Source organism: Cupriavidus laharis, from assembly GCF_914271435.1.
In the GTDB taxonomy this organism is placed as follows: Bacteria; Pseudomonadota; Gammaproteobacteria; order Burkholderiales; family Burkholderiaceae; genus Cupriavidus; species Cupriavidus laharis.
The window spans coordinates 114139-135921 of the sequence record NZ_CAJZAI010000006.1 but is presented as its reverse complement, the minus strand read 5'-3'; the positions used below and the strand labels follow the sequence as shown (position 1 = coordinate 135921).

General features: G+C 66.2%; 18 protein-coding genes. 8 read left to right on the top strand and 10 right to left on the bottom strand.

Annotated elements, in window-relative coordinates:
• Positions 1 to 59 precede the first annotated feature (59 nt).
• Complete coding sequence (locus LDO29_RS14345) at positions 60 to 953, bottom strand: LysR family transcriptional regulator (protein WP_224080455.1); 894 nt, start codon at positions 951 to 953, stop codon at positions 60 to 62.
• Between the two features lie 145 nt (positions 954 to 1098).
• On the opposite strand from LDO29_RS14345, the gene LDO29_RS14340 reads away from it, so the two are divergent.
• The 6 genes from LDO29_RS14340 to LDO29_RS14315 all read left to right on the top strand — a co-directional run bounded on the left by LDO29_RS14340 (position 1099) and on the right by LDO29_RS14315 (position 5429).
• A complete protein-coding gene (locus LDO29_RS14340; RefSeq protein ID WP_396022666.1) occupies positions 1099 to 2352 on the top strand; it encodes a YbfB/YjiJ family MFS transporter in 1254 nt (417 codons plus the stop codon).
• 87 nt (positions 2353 to 2439) lie between these two features.
• A complete protein-coding gene (locus tag LDO29_RS14335) occupies positions 2440 to 3213 on the top strand; it encodes a class II aldolase/adducin family protein (protein WP_224080454.1) in 774 nt (257 codons plus the stop codon).
• A gap of 50 nt (positions 3214 to 3263) precedes the next feature.
• Positions 3264 to 3452: a 4-oxalocrotonate tautomerase gene (locus tag LDO29_RS14330; protein ID WP_224080453.1), complete on the top strand. Its 189-nt coding sequence runs from the start codon at positions 3264 to 3266 to the stop codon at positions 3450 to 3452.
• 37 nt (positions 3453 to 3489) lie between these two features.
• On the top strand, positions 3490 to 4524 hold the full coding sequence (locus tag LDO29_RS14325; RefSeq protein ID WP_224080452.1) for a threonine aldolase family protein: 1035 nt from the start codon (positions 3490 to 3492) through the stop codon (positions 4522 to 4524).
• 65 nt (positions 4525 to 4589) lie between these two features.
• Complete coding sequence (locus LDO29_RS14320; RefSeq protein ID WP_224080451.1) at positions 4590 to 5174, top strand: NUDIX domain-containing protein; 585 nt, start codon at positions 4590 to 4592, stop codon at positions 5172 to 5174.
• A 27-nt stretch (positions 5175 to 5201) separates the two neighbouring features.
• On the top strand, positions 5202 to 5429 hold the full coding sequence (locus LDO29_RS14315) for a sulfurtransferase TusA family protein (protein ID WP_224080450.1): 228 nt from the start codon (positions 5202 to 5204) through the stop codon (positions 5427 to 5429).
• A 79-nt stretch (positions 5430 to 5508) separates the two neighbouring features.
• Here the strand turns inward: LDO29_RS14315 and galU are convergent, their stop codons facing one another.
• Together galU and LDO29_RS14305 are read right to left on the bottom strand one after the other, a co-directional pair.
• Entirely contained in the window at positions 5509 to 6405 is an 897-nt protein-coding gene (gene galU, locus LDO29_RS14310) for a UTP--glucose-1-phosphate uridylyltransferase GalU (protein WP_224080449.1), read from the bottom strand.
• Between the two features lie 109 nt (positions 6406 to 6514).
• Positions 6515 to 9382 carry a valine--tRNA ligase gene (locus LDO29_RS14305; RefSeq protein WP_224080448.1) on the bottom strand — a complete coding sequence of 956 codons (2868 nt, stop codon included), beginning with the start codon at positions 9380 to 9382 and terminating at the stop codon, positions 6515 to 6517.
• A gap of 927 nt (positions 9383 to 10309) precedes the next feature.
• Here LDO29_RS14305 and LDO29_RS14300 point away from each other — a divergent pair.
• Positions 10310 to 12670, top strand: a complete 2361-nt coding sequence (locus LDO29_RS14300; protein WP_224080447.1) for a UvrD-helicase domain-containing protein — start codon at positions 10310 to 10312, stop codon at positions 12668 to 12670.
• A gap of 24 nt (positions 12671 to 12694) precedes the next feature.
• On the opposite strand, the gene LDO29_RS14295 is transcribed toward LDO29_RS14300, so the two are convergent.
• From LDO29_RS14295 to sauS, 3 genes are all read right to left on the bottom strand, one after another.
• Positions 12695 to 13987 (bottom strand): MFS transporter, encoded by a 1293-nt coding sequence (locus tag LDO29_RS14295; protein WP_224080446.1) that lies wholly within the window; start codon positions 13985 to 13987, stop codon positions 12695 to 12697.
• A gap of 259 nt (positions 13988 to 14246) precedes the next feature.
• A complete protein-coding gene (locus LDO29_RS14290) occupies positions 14247 to 15776 on the bottom strand; it encodes an acyl--CoA ligase (protein ID WP_224080445.1) in 1530 nt (509 codons plus the stop codon).
• Complete coding sequence (sauS, locus tag LDO29_RS14285) at positions 15773 to 17242, bottom strand: acylating sulfoacetaldehyde dehydrogenase (protein ID WP_224080444.1); 1470 nt, start codon at positions 17240 to 17242, stop codon at positions 15773 to 15775. Before sauS ends, LDO29_RS14290 begins: the two co-directional genes overlap by 4 nt.
• A 209-nt stretch (positions 17243 to 17451) precedes the next feature.
• Between sauS and LDO29_RS14280 the strand changes: the two genes are divergently transcribed.
• Positions 17452 to 18210 (top strand): IclR family transcriptional regulator, encoded by a 759-nt coding sequence (locus LDO29_RS14280; RefSeq protein WP_224080443.1) that lies wholly within the window; start codon positions 17452 to 17454, stop codon positions 18208 to 18210.
• A gap of 87 nt (positions 18211 to 18297) precedes the next feature.
• On the opposite strand, the gene LDO29_RS14275 is transcribed toward LDO29_RS14280, so the two are convergent.
• The 4 genes from LDO29_RS14275 to LDO29_RS14260 all read right to left on the bottom strand — a co-directional run bounded on the left by LDO29_RS14275 (position 18298) and on the right by LDO29_RS14260 (position 21782).
• Positions 18298 to 19086, bottom strand: coding sequence for a BPSS1780 family membrane protein (locus LDO29_RS14275; protein WP_224080442.1), 789 nt, complete (start codon positions 19084 to 19086; stop codon positions 18298 to 18300).
• Positions 19087 to 19091: 5 nt separating this feature from the next.
• Positions 19092 to 20087, bottom strand: coding sequence for a homoserine kinase (locus tag LDO29_RS14270; RefSeq protein WP_224080441.1), 996 nt, complete (start codon positions 20085 to 20087; stop codon positions 19092 to 19094).
• Positions 20088 to 20201: 114 nt separating this feature from the next.
• Positions 20202 to 20618, bottom strand: a complete 417-nt coding sequence (locus LDO29_RS14265) for a hypothetical protein (RefSeq protein WP_224080440.1) — start codon at positions 20616 to 20618, stop codon at positions 20202 to 20204.
• Positions 20619 to 20840: 222 nt separating this feature from the next.
• A complete protein-coding gene (locus LDO29_RS14260; protein ID WP_224080439.1) occupies positions 20841 to 21782 on the bottom strand; it encodes an LOG family protein in 942 nt (313 codons plus the stop codon).
• Position 21783: the final 1 nt, after the last annotated feature.

The window sequence follows — 21783 nt, the reverse complement described above, 5'->3', positions numbered from 1 at the left end:
ACGCCACTTCCAGTGTAGGCGACCGGGCACATCCTGCACGCTCCCGGTGCCTGCGATGCTCAGGCCGCGGCGGGCAGCGGCGGGTTGCTGGCGGGCGCGTCGGGGGGCGGCAGCGCCTGGACGAGGGCCTCCAGCGCCGCGCTGGCCATGGCCGGATGCCAGGCCAGCAGCGTGCATACGCGCCCGGCCTCGCCAAGGCTGTGCAGGCTGATGGCGGGCAGGTCGCGGTACAGGCCAAGCACCGAACGGGGCACAATCGCGGCGCCGATGCCGGCCGCCGCGCAGGCCACGATGGCGTGATAGGAGTTCAGCTCCAGCACGCGCGGCGGCGATCCGCCGCCGGCCGCGTGCCACGCTTCGAGCCGCGCGCGATAGTTGCAGCCCGGCTCGAAGCCGAGCAGCGTGCCGGTCTCGAGGTCCGCCGCACTGCGGATCGGGCGGTGCCCGGCCCGCGCAATCACCACCAGCTCTTCCTCGAACGCGGGCCGTGATGCCAGCACGGGATTGCCGAGCGGCTCGGCGACGAACGCGCAGTCGGCCTCGAAACGCTCCAGCGCCTCCATGGCCTGCCGGGTCGGCAGCGTGACCAGTTCGAGCTGGACGTCCGGCCAGGCCTGGTGATAGGCCGCCAGCATCGCCGGCAGCCGGCTGGCCGCGGTACTTTCCATCGAGGCGATGCGCAGACGGCCGTGCGGCCGCGACGGCAGCACGGCGTGGCGCGCTTCTTCGGCGAGGCGCAGCATGCGGCACGCGTAGTCGAACAGCGTCTGGCCCGCCGGCGTCAGCACCATGCGTTTGCCGTCCCGCAGGAACAGCTCGACGCCGAGCGATTCCTCGAGCTGTCGGATGCGTGTGGTGACGTTGGACTGCACGCGGTGCAGTCGTTCGGCGGCGCGGGTGACGCCGCCTGCCTCCACCACCGTGCGGAAGATTTCGAGTGTGGCCAGATCCATGTCAGTTCCAGTCGGCAGTTTCAGATCATCTCCACCCAAGATGCATGGCATCTTAATTATTCATTTATAAGGATGATCGCTACGGCGTAGCATAGGTGAAACCACGCCGGTTCGCCACCGGCCGAGACGAAGAGGGAACCACGATATGCCGTACGTGAACGTCAGGATTACCCGGGAAGGCACAGCCGCCGAGCAGAAGGCCCGGCGGGAGCCGGGAGCATGGGCAATTGCGCTGGCCGGCCTCGCTTCGCTGGCCGTTGTGATGGGTATCGGTCGCTTCGCGTTCACGCCGCTACTGCCGATGATGCTGCACGATGGTACCGTCAACCTGCACGAGGGCGGCTGGCTGGCGACGCTGAACTACATCGGGTACTTCGTGGGAGCCGCCGCCTGCCTGTTCATCCGCCCGGAGCCGGCACGCATGGTGCGGCTGGGTCTCGTGGCGACGGTGTTGCTGACGCTTGGCATGGCGCTGCCCGGAGGCATGATGGCCTGGTCGCTCTGGCGCGCGGCCGCGGGCGTGGCCAGTGCTCTTGTGATGGTTTATACCGCGGGCTGGTGCATGCAGCGGCTCGCCGAGCTGGGCCAGCCGGCGCTGGGCGGGCTGATTTTCTGCGGCCCGGGCATCGGCATCGTGGCGACGGGCGTTTCGGCGTTCGCCATGGTCGGTGCCGGCTGGGATGCCGTGGCGGGCTGGCTTGTCTTCACCGTCATGGCCGCCGTGCTGGTGCTGGTGGTCTGGCGCGTTTTTGCGTCGGACGACGGCCCGGCCCGTTCAGACGCGCCCCGGCAGGAAGCGCAGCCTGACCAGGGCGTGCGGCTCGACGGCGAGGCGTGGGCGCTGACGCTCGCCTACGGCCTGGCGGGCTTCGGCTACATCATCACCGCGACTTTCCTGCCCGTGATTGCGCGGCAGGCGATGCCGGGCTCGGTCTGGGCCGACCTGTTCTGGCCGGTCTTTGGCGTTGGCGTGACGATCGGCGCCTTTCTCGCCACGCGCGTTGGCATGGCGCACGACAACCGCCGGCTGCTGACGTGGTCCTACGCCATGCAGGCGCTGGGTGTGGGCATCGCCGTGGTCTTCCCGACCGTAACGGGGTTTGCCGTCAGCAGCCTGCTCGCCGGGCTGCCGTTCACTGCACTGGTGTCCTTTGCCATGCGCGAGGCGCGCCGGTTATGGGGGCCGCAGGCACCGCGCCTGATGGGCCTGATGACGGCCTCCTATGGGTTCGGCCAGATCATCGGGCCGCCGCTGGCCACCGCGCTGGTGACGCGTTCGGGCGGCTTTGCGAGCTCGCTGGCTTGTGCCGCCGCAGCCCTGCTGGCTGGCGCCGTAATGTTTGCCTGGATGCGACGCACCTGGCCGATGCCGAACGCGCGGCAGACTGCGCTACAGTAACGCCTTCGCCGCCCCTTTGCGGACCCCAGATGTGAGAAGCCGGGACTGACACCGGCACCAGACACCGGGCGGCGCAGGAGCGACCCCATGTCTTTTTCCCTGCAACCGGCGCGTGCCACCGGTGCACCCAGCCCCGTCACGCCGCAAGAGCAGCTTGTCCGTGTGGACCTGGCAGCCGCCTACCGGCTATCGGCACTCCAGGGCTGGGATGACCTGATCTATACCCATATCTCGGCGACCGTTCCCGGCGAGCCGGACCATTTCCTGATCAATCCTTTCGGCTTTGCCTTCGAGGAAATCCGCGCGTCGGACCTCGTCAAGATCAATGGCCGCGGCGAGGTGGTCGGCGAGATCGTCCATCCGGTCAACGTGACCGGCTTCGCGCTGCATGCCGCCGTGCACGCGGCGCGCGCCGACGCCATGTGCGTCATGCACCTGCACAACACAGCGGGCATTGCGGTGTCCGCGCAAGCGGAAGGCCTGCTGCCGTTGTCCCAGCATGCCATGCGCTTCCATGGGCGCATGGCGTACCACGACTATGAAGGGTTGGCATTCACACCCGCCGAGGGTACGCGGCTGACGGCTTCGCTGGGCGCGCACCAGGCCATGCTGCTGCGCAACCACGGCACGCTGACTGTGGGGCGCACGGTTGCCGAGGCCTATGTGCTGATGGCGACGCTGATCAAGGCCTGCGAGATCCAGATCGGCGCGCAGGCGGGCGGGCGGCTGGTGCGGCCTGCGCCGGGCGTGGCGGACAAGGCGTCCGAGCAGCTCCATGACGATGGCGCCGTCGAAGGCGTACTGGAGTGGCCGGCGCTGCTGCGCAAACTCGATAGAATCGATCCTTCGTACCGGGACTGAAGCCCCCGACTCACAGACAAAGACAACACAAACAACACAAGGAGCCACGCATGCCGACTTTCCACGTAGAGATGTTTGAAGGCCGCACCGTCGAGCAGAAGCGCAAGTTCGTCGAAGAAGTGACACGCGTCACTTGCGAGACGCTGGGCTGTACCCCTTCGGCCGTCGACATCATCATCACCGACGTCAAGCGCGAGAACTGGGCCACCGGCGGCGAGCTGTGGGCCGACAAGAAGTAATCACGCCAGACGCACACCGCCAGACCAGCAGATGACCATGCAGCATTTCGCCTCGGACAACTACGCCGGCTTTTGCCCGGAATCGCTGAAGTACTTTCTGGAGGCCAACGGCACGGGCCACGAACAGGCCTATGGCGACGATTCCTGGACGCAGAAGGTCTGCGACCGGATCCGCGATCTGTTCCAGACCGATTGCGAAGTGTTCTTCGTCTTCAACGGCACCGCGGCCAATTCGCTGGCGCTGTCGGCACTGTGCCAGTCGTACCACTCGGTCATCTGCCACGAGCTCGCGCATATCGAGACCGACGAGTGCGGCGGGCCTGAATTCTTTTCCAACGGCTCGAAGCTGCTGACCGCGCCGGGCGAGAATGGCAAGCTCACGCCCGACGCGGTCGAGGCGCTGGTGACGCGGCGTTCGGACATCCACTACCCGAAGCCCAAGGTGGTGTCGCTGACGCAGTCCACCGAGGTCGGCACGGTCTATACGGTGGAAGAGGTGCGCGCGATTGCCGCGATCGCCAAGCGCCGGCAGCTTCGCGTGCACATGGACGGCGCGCGTTTCGCCAACGCGGTGGCCTCGCTGGGCGTGCATCCGTCCGAGATCACGTGGCGAGCCGGGGTGGACGTGCTGTGCTTCGGCGGCACCAAGAACGGCCTGCCGGTGGGCGAGGCGGTGGTCTTCTTCGACTGCCGCCTGGCCGAGGACTTCGCCTACCGCGTCAAGCAGGCCGGCCAGCTCGCGTCGAAGATGCGCTTTATCTCGGCACCATGGCTCGGGCTGCTGGAGAACGATGTCTGGCTGTCCAACGCGCGGCACGCCAATGCCATGGCGCAGCTGCTGCAGGCGCGTATTGCCGACATTCCCGGCGTGCGCATCATGTTCCCGACAGAATCCAATGCGGTGTTCGCCGAGCTGCCGCTGCCGGCGATCGAGGCGCTGCGCGCGAAGGGCTGGCGCTTCTATACCTTCATCGGCGCGGGCGGCTGCCGCTTCATGTGCGCGTGGGACCTGCAGCCGGAGACGGTCGAGGCCCTGGCGGCCGACATGCGAGCGGCCTGCGGCGCCTGCTGAAATATGCCGGCAGGCGTAAGATACCGGGCGGTAGCAGAACATAACGAGACACCCAGGAGCCTCCCATGCAATACCGATTCTGCCCGCAATGCGGCGCGCCGCTAGAGGTGCTCCCGTTGTCGGGGCGTGAACGCCACGCCTGCATCCAGCCGGAATGTGGCTTCGTGCACTGGAACAACCCGCTGCCCGTGCTCGCCGCAGTGGTCGAGTACGAAGGCAAGCTGCTGCTGGCGCGCAACGCGGCCTGGCCGCAGAAGATGTTCGCCCTCGTCACCGGCTTCCTGGAGCGTGACGAGACGCCGGAACTGGGTGTGGCGCGCGAACTGAAGGAGGAAACCAATCTCGATACCGAGGCCGTGTCGCTGATCGGCGTCTACGAGTTCATGCGCAAGAACGAGCTGATCATCGCCTACCACGTGCAGGCAAGCGGCAGCATCGCGCTGTCCGAGGAGCTGGCCGAATACAAGCTGGTGGCGCCCGAGGACATGCGCATCTGGTCGGCCGGCACCGGCTTCGCAGTAGCCGACTGGCTGCAGTCGCGCGGCTACCCCGTGCGCTTCTTCGACCGCCAGACCGGCGAGGACATCCCCGACCCGCGCCGGCCAAGTGACTTCAGCGTCCTGAGGGCTTCGCTACAATACCGGGTCTGAAGACTGAAAAAAGCAAGGAAGAGAGGAATGGAGTTCCAGAAAGAAGTGGATGCGCGCGGCCTGAACTGCCCGCTGCCGATCCTGCGTACCAAGAAGGCGCTGGCTGACATGGTCAGCGGCGAAGTGCTCAAGGTGCTGGCCACCGACCCGGGCGCTACGCGCGATTTCCAGGCCTTTGCCAAGCAGACCGGCAACGAGCTGCTGTCGCACCAGGAAATCGACAAGGTGTTCGTGTTCTACATGCGCCGGCGCTGATCGCCTCAGCCAGGCGTCCAGAGAGCAGAAAAGCCGCCCGATGGCGGCTTTTCTCATGGTTCTGCAGGAGACCTTCTGGTCAGGCCAACGTACCGTCGGCCAGGTAGGTGCCGCGCTGTTCCAGGTACTCGCGGAAGCCTGCGCCGACTTCGGGGTGCTTCAGCGCATATTCGACCGTTGCCTTCAGGTACCCGAGCTTGCTGCCGCAGTCATAGCGCGTGCCCTGGTAGCGGTAGGCCAGAACCTGCTCCTGGCCGAGCAGCGACTGGATCGCGTCGGTGAGCTGGAACTCGCCGCCGGCGCCGGGCTTGAGTTCGCGCAGGTGACTGAAGATGCGCGGCGTCAGGATGTAGCGGCCGACCACACCCAGGTTGGAGGGGGCATCCTCCGGCGCAGGCTTTTCGACGATGCCCGACATCTTGATCACGCCCTCTTCCCATTCGCGCCCGTCCACCACGCCATAGGACCTGGTCTGTTCCGGCGAGATTTCTTCCACGCCGAGCACCGAGCAGTTGTAGTGGTTGTAGATATCCACCATCTGCTTCATCACCGGCGGGGTGCCGTCGATCAGGTCGTCGGCCAGCATCACCGCGAACGGGCTCTCGCCGACCAGCTTGGCGGCGCACAGCACGGCATGGCCCAGGCCCAGTGCTTCCGGCTGGCGCACGTAGTAGCACTCCACGTTGGCTGGCTTGATCGAACGCACCACATCGAGCAGCGCCTGCTTGTTCTTGGCCTCCAGCTCCACTTCCAGTTCGAAGGCCTTGTCGAAATGATCCTCGATGGCGCGCTTGGAACGGCCAGTGACGAAGATCATCTCGGTAATGCCGGCGGCCATGGCTTCTTCCACCGCGTACTGGATCAGCGGCTTGTCGACCACTGGCAGCATTTCCTTGGGGCTGGCCTTGGTGGCCGGCAGAAAGCGGGTGCCCAGGCCCGCGACCGGGAAGACGGCCTTGGTAACGCGATTTTCCATGTCTGCTATTCCTTCGGATTCGATTTGTAACCCTGCCGGATACTGTGGGGGCCGTCTGTCAGGTTCCGTCCGACGCCAGCCGGGCGGAAACCGATATACCCACGGTAGTTCAGGCCGGCAGGCGCTGCAGTTGGTCCTGCAGCTTGGCCAGCGTCTGCTCGAAATCGGACAGGCGTTGGGTCTCCTGCGCCACCACGGCGGGCGGCGCCTTGGCGACAAAGCTCTCGTTCGACAGCTTGCCACGGCACTTGCCGATCTCACCGCCGATGCGCTCGATTTCCTTCGACAGGCGCGCACGTTCCGCGGCCACGTCGATCTCGATCTTGAGCAGCAGGTGGTTGCCGCCGACGATGGCCACCGGCGCGCCGGCGCCTTCGGTCTGCAAGGTGGCGTCGTCTTCGAAGACGCGCACCTCGGACAGCTTCGCCAGCGCCTGGATATGCGCGCTGGCCTCACGCAGGAAGGCGTTGTCGCCATGCGCATAGAGCGGGATGCGCTGCGCCGGCGAGATGTTCATTTCGCCGCGCAGGTTGCGGCAGGCATCCACCATGGCCTTGAGCTGCGCCACCCATTGCTCGGCGGCCTCATCGATCTTGGCCATGGCCGGGAGCGGGTACGCCTGCTGCGCGAGGCTTTCGCTGCCGTCGCCCTTGGCGCGTCCAGCCAGCGGCGCAACCTTCTGCCAGAGCTCTTCGGTGATGAACGGAATGATCGGGTGCGCCAGGCGCAATACCGTTTCCAGCACGCGCAGCAGCGTGCGGCGCGTGGCGCGCTGCTGGGCCTCGGTGCCGGTCTGGATCTGCACCTTGGCCAGCTCCAGGTACCAGTCGCAGTACTCGTCCCAGACGAACTTGTAGATTGCGTTGGCGATGTTGTCGAAGCGGTACTCGGCAAAGCCCTTCTCGACGTCGGCTTCCGCGCGCTGCAGCAGCGAGACGATCCAGCGGTCGGCCTGCGAGAAGTGCAGGTAGCCGTCCGGGCCGCAATCGTGGTTGCACGGGCCCATGCCGCAGTCATGGCCCTCGGTGTTCATCAGCACGAAGCGCGTCGCATTCCACAGCTTGTTGCAGAAATTGCGGTAGCCCTCGCAGCGGCCGGTGTCGAAGTTGATGTTGCGGCCGAGCGTCGCCAGCGAGGCGAACGTGAAGCGCAGCGCGTCGGCGCCGAAGGCGGGAATGCCCTCGGGGAATTCCTTCTTCGTCTTCTTCTCGATCTTGGGCGCGTCCTTCGGGCGGCGCAGGCCGGTGGTGCGCTTCTTCAGCAGCGTGTCGAGGTCGATGCCGTCGATCAGGTCCACCGGGTCCAGCGTGTTGCCCTCGGACTTGCTCATCTTCTTGCCTTCCGAATCGCGCACCAGGCCGTGCACGTAGACAGTATGGAAAGGCACCTTGCCGGTGAAGTGCTTGGTCATCATGACCATGCGCGCCACCCAGAAGAAGATGATGTCGTAGCCGGTGACCAGCACCGACGACGGCAGGAAGTGCTTGAGCTCGGGCGTTTCCTCCGGCCAGCCCAGCGAGGAGAAGGGCACCAGCGCCGACGAGAACCACGTGTCGAGCACGTCTTCTTCGCGGCGCAGCGCGCCGGTGCTGCCGGCGGCCTTCGCCTTGGCCAGGGCTTCTTCCTCTGTGCGGGCGACGAAGCAGTTGCCGGCATCGTCGTACCAGGCCGGGATCTGGTGGCCCCACCAGAGCTGGCGCGAGATGCACCAGTCCTGGATGTTGGCCAGCCACTGGTTGTAGGTGCTGATCCAGTTCTCGGGCACCAGCTTGATCTCGCCGCTCTGCACGGCTTCGAGCGCGACCTCGGCGATCGAGCGGCCGGGGTAGAAGGTGCCTTCCGGCGCCGGCTTGCTCATGGCGACGAACCACTGGTCGGTCAGCATCGGCTCGATCGCGCTGCCGGTGCGCTCGCTGCGCGGCGTCATCAGCTTGTGCTTCTTGACCTCGGCCAGCAGGCCTTGGGCGTCCAGGTCCATCACGATCTGCTTGCGGGCCTCGAAACGGTCCAGGCCGGCGTAGGCGGCGGGGGCATCGGCGACGATCTTCGCGTCGAGCGTCAGGATCGACAGCTGCGGCAGGTTGTGGCGCTGGCCGACGGCGTAGTCGTTGAAGTCATGGCCCGGCGTTACCTTGACCACGCCCGTGCCGAATTCGCGGTCGACGTATTCGTCGGCGATCACGGGGATCTGGCGGCCGGTCAGCGGCAGGTGCACCGACTTGCCGATCAGGTGCGCATAGCGTTCGTCTTCCGGGTGGACCATTACGGCGACATCGCCGAGCATGGTTTCCGGGCGCGTGGTGGCCACGGTCAGGTGCGTGAGGCCTGTCTTGGTGTCCGCTTCCACCAGCGGGTAGCGGATGTGCCACAGCGAACCTTCTTCCTCGACGCTTTCGACTTCCAGGTCCGACACGGCTGTGCCCAGCACCGGGTCCCAGTTCACCAGGCGCTTGCCGCGGTAGATCAGGCCCTGCTCATGCAGGCGCACGAACACCTCGGTGACCGCCTTCGACATGTCGGGCGACATCGTGAAGTACTCGCGGCTCCAGTCGATCGACGCGCCCATGCGGCGCACCTGGCGCGTGATGGTCGAGCCCGACTCTTCCTTCCAGGCCCAGACCTTCTCGGTGAACTTCTCGCGGCCGAGGTCGTGGCGCGACACGCGCTGGGCTTCGAGCTGGCGCTCCACCACGATCTGCGTGGCAATGCCCGCGTGGTCCGTGCCCGGCACCCACAGCGTGTTCGCGCCCGCCATGCGCGCATGGCGGGTCAGGCCATCCATGATGGTCTGGTTGAAGGCATGGCCCATGTGCAGCGTGCCGGTCACATTGGGCGGCGGCAGCTGGATAGCGAAATCGGGCCTGGCCGGGTCGAATGTCGGCTTGGCGATGCCGCGCTTCTCCCACTCTGGGCCCCATTTCGCCTCGATGGCGGCGGGTTCGAAGCTCTTGGCAAGGGATTGGTCTTGGGCGGTCATGCTGGGATGTCGATGTTTTGGCGTCGGGGCTGTCGCAGGCGGAGTGCTTCGGCCTGCGCCTGGCGCGGCCGTGGGTGCGTTGGGCCAGTAAAACCTCAAATTATACGGAACGTCGGGAGGCGGGGAGGAAATCGTTCGCTTCGCGGGGTGGCGGGTCGGTATAATTTGGGGTTTGGTTTTGGTTTGATGGGGTGTTGTGCCTGGCGGGCGCTGCTGTTTCGCCGGCGTAGCCGACGAGTCACTTTTTGTCCGAGCGACAAAAAGTAACCAAAAAACGCGTCGCCTGGCGGCTGGCCATCAACGGTGCGCTTCTTGTGTTCGAGAGGCTTTGGTCTCGCGATGCTCGACTATTGTTCCAGCCTGCTAACGCCCAGTGAGTCAGTGATAGTGCCTGGCGCCCAACGGCTTTTGAACGATCCCCAAGTTGGACTCGGGTACAGCGTTCCAACAAGGTCAGTGGTGGGACGCCTTCGGCTGCGCTGCGCGCACGTCCTGGTCGGTTGGCGAGGGGCATCAACGTTGCTGGCCTTCGGGGGCTCGTCAAATTCGCGCATGGTCATGCGCGCGGGGCATCGTCGCTGGGGCGCGGTTCGGGCTACGGCCTGTACTCAGACTACGACTCTGCGCGTAGCGCAGCCGAAGGCGATTACACGATATCGCTGGCAGCAGGGGCCACGGACAGTTTCGGGGCTCGTTCAATCAGCGCTGTATTCCTTCCGCGGTCGCGCACCACGCGGCAGGCAGCCGGAAACACTCTGAAGCTCATACCCGTACAACACCCTCAGCACACTACGATCAATATTCGCCCGCTAGGGCAAGCAAACGCGCTTTTTGGTTACTTTTTGTCGCTCGGACAAAAAGTGACTCGCCGGCTACGCCGGCGAAACAGCAGGCGCCCGCCAAGCACCCGACAAATCGAACCCATCAATGTCCGACCTGCTCGCCAACCTGAACGCCGAACAACTCGCCGCCGTCACGCTGCCTGACGAGCCGGCCCTGATCCTGGCCGGCGCGGGCAGCGGCAAGACGCGCGTGCTGACCACGCGCATTGCGTGGCTGATCCAGAACGGACGAGTGTCACCGGCGGGCATCCTGGCGGTGACCTTCACCAACAAGGCTGCCAAGGAGATGCAGACGCGCCTGTCGTCGATGCTGCCGATCAACACACGTGGCATGTGGATCGGCACCTTCCACGGCCTGTGCAACCGCATGCTGCGCGCCCATTTTCGCGATGCGGGCCTGCCGCAGACGTTTGCCATCCTCGACAGCCAGGACCAGCTCTCGGCCATCAAGCGCCTGCTGAAAGCGCTCAATGTCGACGACGAGAAGTACCCGGCCAAGAACCTGCAGTACTTCATCAACAACGCGAAGGAGCAGGGCCTGCGTCCAGCCGACGTGGAGGCCAACGACGACTTCAACCGCCGTTTCGTCGACCTGTACGCCGCCTACGACGAGCAGTGCCAGCGCGAGGGCGTGGTGGACTTCGCCGAACTCCTGCTGCGCTGCTATGAGTTGCTGCGCTACAACGACGCCATCCGCCAGCATTACCAGCACCGCTTCCGCCATGTGCTGGTGGACGAGTTCCAGGACACCAACGTGCTGCAGTACCAGTGGCTCAAGCTGCTGGCCGGTCATGGCACGCAGAACCCGGCGGCGGTGTTCGCGGTCGGCGACGACGACCAGAGCATTTACGCATTCCGTGGCGCGAACGTCGGCAATATGCGCGACTTCGAGCACGAGTTCCGCGTGCGCAAGCTGATCAAGCTCGAGCAGAACTACCGCTCGCACGGCCATATCCTCGATTCGGCCAACCTGCTGATCTCACACAACGCGCGCCGCCTGGGCAAGAACCTGCGCACCGATGCCGGCCACGGCGAGCCGGTGCGCGTGTTCCAGGCCGGCTCCGACGGGCAGGAGGCATCGTGGCTGGTCGAGGAGATCCGCGACCAGATAGCGCAGGGCATGAGCCGCTCGGAGATTGCCATCCTGTATCGCAGCAACGCGCAGTCGCGCGTGATCGAGCACGCGCTGTTCTCCGCCGGCATTGCCTACCGCGTGTATGGCGGCCTGCGCTTCTTCGAGCGCGCCGAAATCAAGCACGCGCTGGCCTACCTGCAACTGCTGGAGAACCCGCGCAACGATGCGGCCTTCGGCCGCGTGGTGAACTTCCCGGCGCGCGGCATCGGCGCGCGCTCGCTGGAGCAGCTCCAGGATGCCGCGCGCCAGTACAACTGCTCGCTGGCCGAGGCCGTGGCCTATGTGGCCGGCGCAGCGGGCAGCAAGCTGGCGGCGTTCGTCCGCCTGATTGAGCAGATGCGCGCGGAGTCGCGCCGCATGACGCTGGCCGAGGTGGTCGAGTACGTGACCAATACCAGCGGCCTGATCACGCATTACAGCGGCGAGAAGGAAGGCCAGGACCGCATCGAGAACTTGCAGGAACTGGTGACCGCGGCGCAGGCTTTTGTCACGGAAGAGGGCTACGGGCTCGAGGCGCTGGCCTCGGTGATCCCGGTCGGCTTCGAATCGCGCGCGGCGCAGGCCGTGCCGCAGCTCGCAGAGGGCGACCAGGCCCAGCAGGTGCTGGACCCGGAGGCCTTGCCGGTGGTGATGACCCCGCTGGTGGCTTTCCTCACGCACGCCTCGCTGGAGGCTGGCGACAACCAGGCGCAGGCGGGCCAGGACGCGGTGCAGATGATGACCGTGCACGCCGCCAAGGGCCTGGAGTTCAACGTGGTGTTCATCACCGGGCTGGAAGAGGGACTGTTCCCGCACGAGAACAGCGCGATGGAGCAGGACGGCCTTGAGGAAGAGCGCCGGCTGATGTACGTGGCGATCACGCGAGCGCGCGAGCGGCTGTACCTGTCGTTCGCGCAGAGCCGCGTGCTGCACGGCCAGATGCGCTACCACCTGCGCTCGCGCTTCTTCGAGGAACTGCCCGAGGGCGCGCTGAAGTGGCTGACGCCGCAGCAGCAGAGCTATGGCGGCGTCCGTCGCCAGGAACGCGACAGCGCATGGGGCCGAGACTGGTTCCGCAAGCCCGAGGACGTGCCGTATTCCGGCAACAAGCCGACCGGCGGCATGGACACCGGCAACGGCTATGCCGATGCCAAGCGCGAGGCCGGTACGGGCTTCCGCGTCGGCCAGCAGGTATTCCACAACAAGTTCGGCGAAGGCGTGATCAAGGCGCTCGAAGGCGATGGCGCGGATGCCCGCGCCCAGATCGACTTCAAGCGCCACGGCGCCAAGTGGCTCGCGCTCTCGGTGGCGAAGCTGGACCCGATCAACTGATCGGACCCGGCTTCGCAGGCCGGATCAGGGGAAGGCCGGCCGGACTTCGGCGGCCTTTTCCTCGGGCGTGTCGACGGTCTTCAGCGGGTTGATGAACAGCGCGGCCACCGCGCCCACGCCGAGCAGCGCCGCCGAGATCATGAACGGCACGTTGTAGCTGCCGGTGGTCTCGATCAGGTAGCCGAACGCCACCGGCGAGATCATGCCAGCCAGGCCGAAGCCCGTGTTCATCATGCCGCCCGCGGTGCCGGCGTACTTGCCGGCGATGTCGAGCGGCAGGCTCCACAGCACGGCGTTGGTCAGCTCCAGGAAGAAGAACGACAGCGACAGCAGGATCACCGCGTTGACGGCATCGGCCGTGTACGTCATCGGCACGATGAACATCAGCGAGCCGGCCAGCCCCACGAACAGGATCGCGCCGCGCGCCAGGCGCAGGTTGCCGGTGCGCTTGTAGATGCGGTCCGACAGTACGCCGCCGAGGGTGTCGCCGACCACGCCCGCCATCAGCGGTAGTGCGGTGAACAGGGCGAGCTGCTTCAGGTCGAAGCCGCGTGCCTCCTTCAGGTACGACGGCAGCCAGGTCAGGTAGACCCACAGCGACCAGCCGTAGCAGAAGTCCACGAACGTCACCAGCCACATGCGCCGGAACAGGCGTCGCCACGGCGTGGCGGCCTTGGCCGAGCGCTGGCATTCGCCGCGCCGGTAGCCGATTTCCTGCAGCTCCTGAGGCGTCACGCGCTTGTGCTCGTCGGGCGAGTCCTTGAACACGCCGGCGTAGAGCAGCGTCCAGCCGAGGCTGATTGCGCCCAGCACGATGAACGCCTCGCGCCAGCCGGAGGTCGCCACGATGGCGAGCACGATCGGCGGCGTGATCGCACCGCCCAGCCGGGCGAAGCTGTGCGTAATGCCCTGCGCGAAGCCACGCTCGGCCACCGGCATCCAGTACGTGAAGGCGCGCGTCGCCGTCGGGAACGCGCCGCCTTCGCCGATGCCCAGCACGAAGCGCAGCACCACCAGCATCAGCACGCTGCCCGCGAAGCCGGTCATCACGGTGGCCACGCCCCAGATCAGCGACAGCACGATCAGCACCTTCTTGGGCCCGAACTTGTCGGAGAGCCAGCCGCCGAGGATCTGCATGGCGGCATAAGGATAGGCAAAGGCCGAGAACACCAGGCCGAGTTGCGAAGACGTCAGTCCCATTTCTTCGCGGATCAGCGGGGCGGCGACCGAGATGTTGACGCGGTCGATATAGGCGATGAAATACATCAGGCACATGACGCCGAGGATCATATGCCGGGTCTTGATGCGTTGCTTCATACCACCTCCTTTGCGCGGCTGGCGCGCGTGGCGTTAACGGGGCGGCCGTCCGGCGCATCGGTCCATAGCCATGCACTCGGTTGGCCAGGGCGCGGCGTGTGCCGTGCTGCCCCGTCCTTGAGCAATCTGCTGTCTGTCGGGTTACCGGTTGAGTCTTGTCTCCTGTTCCGGTGCGATGTCGGTCGATGGTCTCCTTGGCGAGGGTTGCGGACCAGGACGCCGCAACGCGGATGTCCCGGGGAATCAGGGATTCAGGCGTTCAGGCGGGGTCGAGCAGCTTGAGCCGCTGCACCTTGCCGGACGGGCCGCGCGGCAACTCCGCGATGAAGCGGAATTCCTTCGGCGTCTTGTAGCGGCCCAGCTCGCGCAGGCAGTGCGCGCGCAGTGCGGCGTCATCGCAGGGCGTGGCGTCGCGCATGACGACGAACGCGACGATCTCCTGCCCGTAGGCGGGGTCCGGCACGCCGACTGCGGCCGCTTCGAGCACCGAGGGGTGGCGCAGCAGCGCCTCGTCGATCTCGCGCGGGGCGATGTTCTCGCCACCCTTGATGATCAGTTCCTTGGCGCGGCCCGTGATGTAGAAGTAGCCATCGGCATCGCGGTAGCCGAGATCGCCCGTGCGCAGCCAGCCGTCGTGCGTGAAGGCGTCGCGCGTGACGTCGGGCGCCTTGTAGTAGCCGGCCATCACGTTCTCGCCCTGCAGCACGATTTCGCCGATCTGCCCGTCGCGCAGAGGCTTGCCGTCGCGTCCGAGTACGCGCGCGCGCGTTCCCGAAGGGCGGCCGATGCTGCCGATGCGCCGGTGCTGCGGATCCAGCGGATTGCTGAACGCGGGCGCGGCGGTCTCGGTCATGCCCATGGTCTCGATCACGCCGATGCCGAACCGCTCCTCGAACGCGCGGTGGTGCTCGGGCGGCAGCGCGGCCGATGCCGAGCGGCAGAAGCGCACGCCTTCGGGGGCCTTGCCGTCCGGGTCGTTCAGCAGGTAGGCGATGATGGTCGGTACCACGTTGAGCCAGGTGCAGCCGTGGCGCGTGATGTCCTTCCAGAACGAGCTTGCGGAAAAGCGCATCGGCATCACGACCGATCCGCCGTGGACCAGTGGCGCGATCGCGGTCACGACGAGGCCGTTGATGTGATAAAGCGGCAGCGTCGCCAGCACGCGGTCGGCCGGGCCGAGGTCATGCTCGCGGCTGACGTTGGCGCCGTTCGTGGCGAGATTGTGGTGCGTGAGCAGGACGCCCTTGGGCGTACCTGTGGTACCCGACGTGTACATCAGCAGTGCCGGCGCATGGGGATCGGCGGGCGGTAGCGCGCTTGCATCCGGCCGCACCTTGGGCAATGCCGGCAGGCTCGCGGCATCGGGCGTGGTGACCACCACCGGCACGTCGAGGCCGGCTGCGCGCAACGCCTCGCGGATCGCGGCTTCGCCACCGGGCCAGGTGAAGATCAGCCGCGTGTCCGAATGCGACAGGATGTAGCGCAACTGCGCCGGCTGGCATAGCAGGTTGATCGGGTTGATGACCAGCCCGCACGCCATGGAGCCGAGCAGCAGGCGCGCCGTCTGTTCGCCGTTGGGCAGGTAGACCGACACCGTCTGACCGTTTTCCAGGCCGGCCGCCGCATAGTGTTGGCTGAGCGCGTCAGCGTCGGCGGCGAGTGAGCCGAACGTGAGCGCGTGGCCGCTGTCGGGCGCCAGCAGGTAGGGTTTGTCGGGCCATTGCACCGCTCGCGTTGCCATCAGCGTGGCCAGGCTCTCGAAGGCTTGGGGTTCCGCGCGCGCGTTCATTTGCCGACCCTCGCAAAGTAGTCGCCGAGCAGGTCGGCTTCGTCGGGCACGCGCTCGGCGATGGGCACCGCAATGCGCGTGATGTTCAGGTACTGGCGCCAGCCAAGGTTGTCCGAGAAGTTGTTGCCGCCCCAGGTGCCGCAGCCCATCGACAGCGAGAACGGCAGGCCATTGTCGAAATTTCCGCCCGTGGCGAAGCAGTGCGCTTGGTTGACGATCACGCGCGCCACCGGTAGTTCCAGCCCGAGCTGCAGTGCCTGGCGCGGGTTGGCCGTGTGCAGGCTGACCGAATGCCCGGCGCCCATGTAGTCATAGAGGCGCGCGACGCAATCGACTGCCGCAGCAAAGTCGGCGGCGCGGTACAGCGTCAGCACGGGCGAGAGTTTTTCGCCCGAGAACGGGAATTCGCTGCCCACGCCGGCTTCCTCGACCAGCAGCATGGTCGGCTGCTGGTCGCGCACGCGTTCGAGTCCGGCAAGCTCGGCAATGCGTCGTGCGCTCTGCCCCGTGGCCTTGCCGGCGAGCTTGCCGTCCTGCCACATCAGCGCCTGCAGCCGCGCTTTTTCCGTCGAAGTGAGCAGCACGCCACCAACCGCGGCCAGCGCCTTGAGCATGGGTTTGTAGGCCGCGTCGAGCACGACCAGGCTGTTTTCCGACGAGCAGCTCGTGGCGTTGTCGAAGGTCTTGGAGCGCACGATCTTCGCGGCGGCATCATCCGGTGCGGCGCTGGTGTCGATGATCGAGGCCACGTTGCCGGCGCCGACGCCGAATGCGGGTGTGCCGCAGGTGTAGGCCATGCGCACATTGGCCTGAGAGCCCGTGGCGACCACCAGATCGGCTTGCCGCATCAGCTCCGCCGTAGCCGTCTTCGAGACCGGCGCAGGCAGCATTTGCACAAGGTCCGCCGACAGGCCCGCCCGAGCAAATTCGGCGTGGATGAACGACAGCAGCAGCTCGCACGTGCCCTGGCCCTTCGGCGATGGCGCGACGATCACACTGTTGCCGCACTTGAGCGCGTTGAGGATCTTGTTGGCCGGCGTGGCCGCCGGGTTGGTGGACGGTGTGATGGCCGCCACCACGCCCACTGGGCGCGCGATCTCGGTGATGCCCGTTTCTGCATCCTGAGAGATCACACCTACCGTCTTGCGGCCGTGCAGGTCGCGCAGCAGCCCGAGCGTCTTGCGGTGGTTCTTGCGGATCTTGTCCTCGACATTGCCGAGCCCGGTGTCGGCCACGGCGCATTCCGCGAGCTGCCGGTTGCGCGCGGGCTCCATGATGGCCCACGCGGCCGCGGCCACGGCCGTGTCGATGGTGGCCTGGTCGGCCCGCGCGAACTCGCGCTGTGCCTGCCTGGCCCGCGCCACGATCACGGCAACGGTCTGCGCCGTCTGGTCGGGCTCGAACGCTGCCGCTTGGGGCAAATCGGGATTGTTGGACTGCCGGTGACGCAGTATTTGCACACTCATGGATCGACTCCGCGGTTTGGACAGTGGGGTCCGCGGCTTGTCGCGTGGCTCGCTACGCGATGGATGGCGCTGGCCCCGGATCGAATCTAGTGAAGCCGGCGGGGCAGCTCGTCCCAATTTGTGCGCTTTCGCGAGCGTGGAAACGGGGTGAAACGCAGAACGCAGTTTTCGGGACGTCTGGGCGTCCCGGAATCCTATAAATTGAATCCATGAGCAATCACTCGAACGCCGCCGCGGTGCGCGCCTTCCGCATCCTCGAGATCCTGTCCATGGCAGAAGGGCCGCTTTCGCTCGCGGCCATCGTGCAGGAGATCGGGCTGCCCAAGCAGACCGTGCACCGCCTCCTCAAGCAGCTCGAAAGCACCTGGCTGGTGTCGCGCACGGCGGGCAGCCGGTACTACGAGTGCTCGTCACGCGTGCGCCAGTTCGCGGTCAATGTGCTGATGCAGGCGGGGCCGGCGGCGGCGCGCCACGCGATCCTGCAGCAGCTCGTCGACAAGGTTGGCGAGACCTGCAACCTGACCATGCTGTCCGGCGACGATGTTGTCTATCTGGACCGTGTGGAAACGCAGTGGCCGCTGCGGATGCACCTGCAGCCGGGGTCGCGGGTGCCGCTGCATTGCTCGGCCAGCGGCAAATTGCTGCTCGCGTTCCTGCCGTGTGCGCAGCGGGAACGGGTGATTGCAAGTCTGCCGCTGCGGGCGCAGTCGGCGAATACCATTACCGATGTCGAGATACTGCGCTCGGAACTCGCCGAGACGCGCCGCCGCCGTCTGGGTGTCAACAACCAGGAAAACCTTCAGGGCATGATCGCAGTCGCGGTGCCGGTGATGCTCAACCGCAATCGCGCCTGTGCCGCGATTGCGGTGCAGGCGCCGCTGGCGCGGATGTCGATGGATCGGTTGTATGAGTTCGTGCCGGATTTGAGGGCGGCAGCGGAGGAGATGGGGAGGACGTTCGGGGAATGAAAGGGGGCTGAGCGATTGTTTGCTGCCCTCTCCTGCAAGCGAGAGAGGGGAACTAACAATCCGATATTCCGCCTTTGTGTCTGCCGCTCAGGTCGGTGTGCCCTGTTCCGCGGGAACGACGTTGAAGCAGCCGCGGTAGGTCGCGTAGAACGAGCAGTACAGGATGGCCAGCATCAGCAGCGAATACGGCGTGACCAGGAACGACAGCACGGTCTCTGCGCCGAACGCGCTGAAGATCGTTTCCAGGAAGAACGGGATCGCCACCAGCAGCACGGCGAACAGCAACACGTAGGTGAAGAAGGCCCCGCGGTTGCGCCAGCATGCGGTCCAGCTGAAGAACATTGCCTTGACGGGCGGCACGCCGTGCCACGCCGCCAGCAGCGGCGCGAACCAGAACATCATCGCGATGGGCGTGTAGAGCAGCGCGCCGATCAGCAGCGCGTAGTAGAGCTGGCGCACGGCCTCGGCCGTCAGCGTCTCTTCCTTCAGCAGGATCGGCAGCAGCGCGCTCATGTCCACCAGCGCGCCCGCGATCAGGCTCAGCAGGAATACCAGTGCCGCATAGATGCCGCCCAGCACCAGCAGGTTGCGCGTGGCTTCCTTGCCGTTGGTACGGAATCCGGCTAACAGCACGGTCGGCAGGACGCGCTTGTTCTGGATGACTTCGCGGCAGGCCGTCATGACGCCGACCGACAGGCCGGGCGTGACCACCAGCAGCGCGATGATGCCGATCAGCGGCACCACGATGGCCAGCTGCGCCGCGATCAGGTAGATGAACAGCAGCATCAGGAACGCGAGCGGATTCTTGCGGAACAGCCAGATGCCCTGGCGGAACCAGACGTAGCCTTCCTTGGCGGGAACTTCCAGTAGTTGCATACCAATCAGATCCAGGCAAGCGCGGCGGCGTCCGCTGTCATGGCAAGGCGCCGGCGCAGGATGCGTTCGAAATGGGTCGGATCATGCGGCTGGAGCATGTCGGCTTCGCGCGGCAGGTAGAAATCCCACAGGCGCGACACCCAGAAGCGCAGGGCGCCCGCACGCAGCATGTCGCGCCAATGCGCGGTTTCGGTGACGGTGAGCGGCCTGACCGCATGATATGCCCGCACCAAGGCCTGAGCACGAGCGTTGTCGAGCTCGCCGCTGGCCAGGTCGATGCACCAGTCGTTGACGGTTACGGCCAGGTCGAACAGCCACTTGTCGTTGCCGGCGAAGTAGAAATCGAAGAAGCCGCCCAGGCGGTGGTGGCCCTTGCCGTCTTCTTCGAACAGCGCGTTGTCGCGGAACAGGTCGCAGTGGCACGGGCCACCCTGCAGAGCCGCGTAGTCCGCGCTGCCGAAGAAGGCCGCCTGGTGCGCGATCTCCTGCTGCAGCAGCGTGCGCTGCTGCGCGTCGAGGAAGGGCACGATCTCCGCTTCGGTCTGCTGCCACCACGGCAGGCTGCGCAGGTTGGGCTGGCTGCGCGGATAGTCCTGGCCGGCCACGTGCATGCGCGCCAGCATGTCGCCGACCTGCGCGCAGTGCTCGGCATCCGGCGCCAGTTGCGAAGCGCCCGGCAGGCGCGTGACGATGGTGGCAGGCTTGCCCTTGAGCGCACGCAGGATCTCGCCGTCGCGCGCCGGGATCGGCGCGGGCACGGTGATGCCGCGCGCGGCAAGGTGTGCCATCAGGTGCAGGTAGTAGGGCAGCTGCGCGAACGTGAGCCGCTCGAAGATGGTCAGCACGTACTCGCGCGTGCGGCCATCCTGCTCCATGGTCAGAAAGAAATTGCTGTTCTCGATGCCGGAGGCGATGCCGCGCAATTCGCGGACTTCGCCAAGGTCGTAGTCAAGCAGCCAGCGGGCGATCTCGTCGTGCGAGACCGTGGTGAATACGGCCATACTCGTTGTGTGATGCGAAACGGAAAGCGGCGGCACAAAGGTGGCCGCCGCCGCGGCAATACTGCCGGAGGACCGGCGCGGCCCGGGCGTGCCCGGGGCCGTGGGTAGTCGGAATCAGAACTGCAGGTTGACCGAAGGCACGCGGTTGACGTCATGCTCGCGGATCTTGGGCGAGCTGTCTTCCGGCTTGCTCATCTGGTACTTGGTGCCGAACCCGGACTTTACCTGGATATCGGTGGCCCGGCCCTTGTCGCGGTATTCGCGCACCTGCGTGCCGTCGCGCTCGTTGAGCTGGAAGCTCGGCTGGCGCGGCTGGTTGATCTGCGACTTGGCGGCCGGGGCGATCGGCTGGTTGTTGATCCGGTTCAGTTCCTGCTGGGTGAGGGCGTTGCTTTCCTCGGCGGGTTGCGCCAGCGCCAGGCCGGGCAGGGCCAGCGCCAGCACGGCGGCGGCCAGGGCCAGGCGCGGCGTGCGGGCGGTTGCTGGCACTGCGCCAGCAGGCACGGCGAACCGGAGTGAGGGGGAGGTCATCTGGGGCTCCTGTGCGGCACAGCAGTCGATGCGGCTGCTGCGCGGCGGAATGCGGCGTTGGCTGCTACCCGGCGGCGCCGGGCTTGGCAAGCGGATACTTTCCATTCTAGCAATTCCTGCCGCGAACGGGCCGCTGCCGTGGCCTGTGGGGCACCCCGGCAACGCCGCGGCAAAAGGGCTCTCCAGCGCGTGACGCCGGTCTCCCTTGAACCCAGTCTTGTATTACAGATAGAACATTTCTTCCTTCGGCGGGATCGGCTTGTCGCCGCCGCGGCGCTCGTAGTACTCGTAGACGGCTTCCAGCACTTCATGCGGCTCGTCGACGATCTTCATCAGGTCGAGGTCGTGCTCGGCGATCAGGCCCATGGGCAGCAGCGTGAAGCGGAACCAGTCGAGCAGGCCCTTCCAGAAGCGGCTGCCGAACATCACCACGGGCACCGAACGCGACTTGCCGGTCTGCACCAGCGTCAGCACTTCGGCGAGTTCATCGAGCGTGCCGAAGCCGCCCGGCATGACGATGAAGGCATCGGAGTTCTTGACGAACGTGACCTTGCGCGTAAAGAAATGGCGGAACCGCATGGCAATGTCCTGGTACGGGTTGCCCTGCTGTTCGTGCGGCAGCTCGATATTGAGGCCGACGCTGGCCGACTTGCCGGCGTGCGCCCCCTTGTTGGCCGCTTCCATGATGCCGGGGCCGCCGCCCGAGATCACCGCAAAGCCGGCATCCGAGAATAGCCGCGCGATTTCGATTGTGCGCTGGTAATAGGGGGAATCTTCGCGCAGGCGAGCGCTGCCGTAGATCGAGACCGCCGGGCGGATCTCCGACAGGTACTCGGTGGCCTCGATGAACTCTGCCATAATCGTGAACATTTGCCACGAGGCGCGCGCCTTCTTCGCGGTTGCGCGGTCTTCGTCGGCCAGCGCACGCAGGCTGGGAATCATCTTGCGCGGGTTCGCGCGCGAACCCGCCGCGCCATCGGCCGGCGCTTGCGCGGGGTTGCCAGCGGCGGCGGCATCGGCCGCACGGGCGACGGCAGCCGCGTGTTCAGCAGCAGCTTCCGGCGGGGGTTGTACGGTATCGCCGGAGATATCGGAAACATCCGGGTCGGCAAGGGGGGCGGTCGAGGCACCGCCTGCTGCAGCACCAGTCAATTTAGAGTCCATG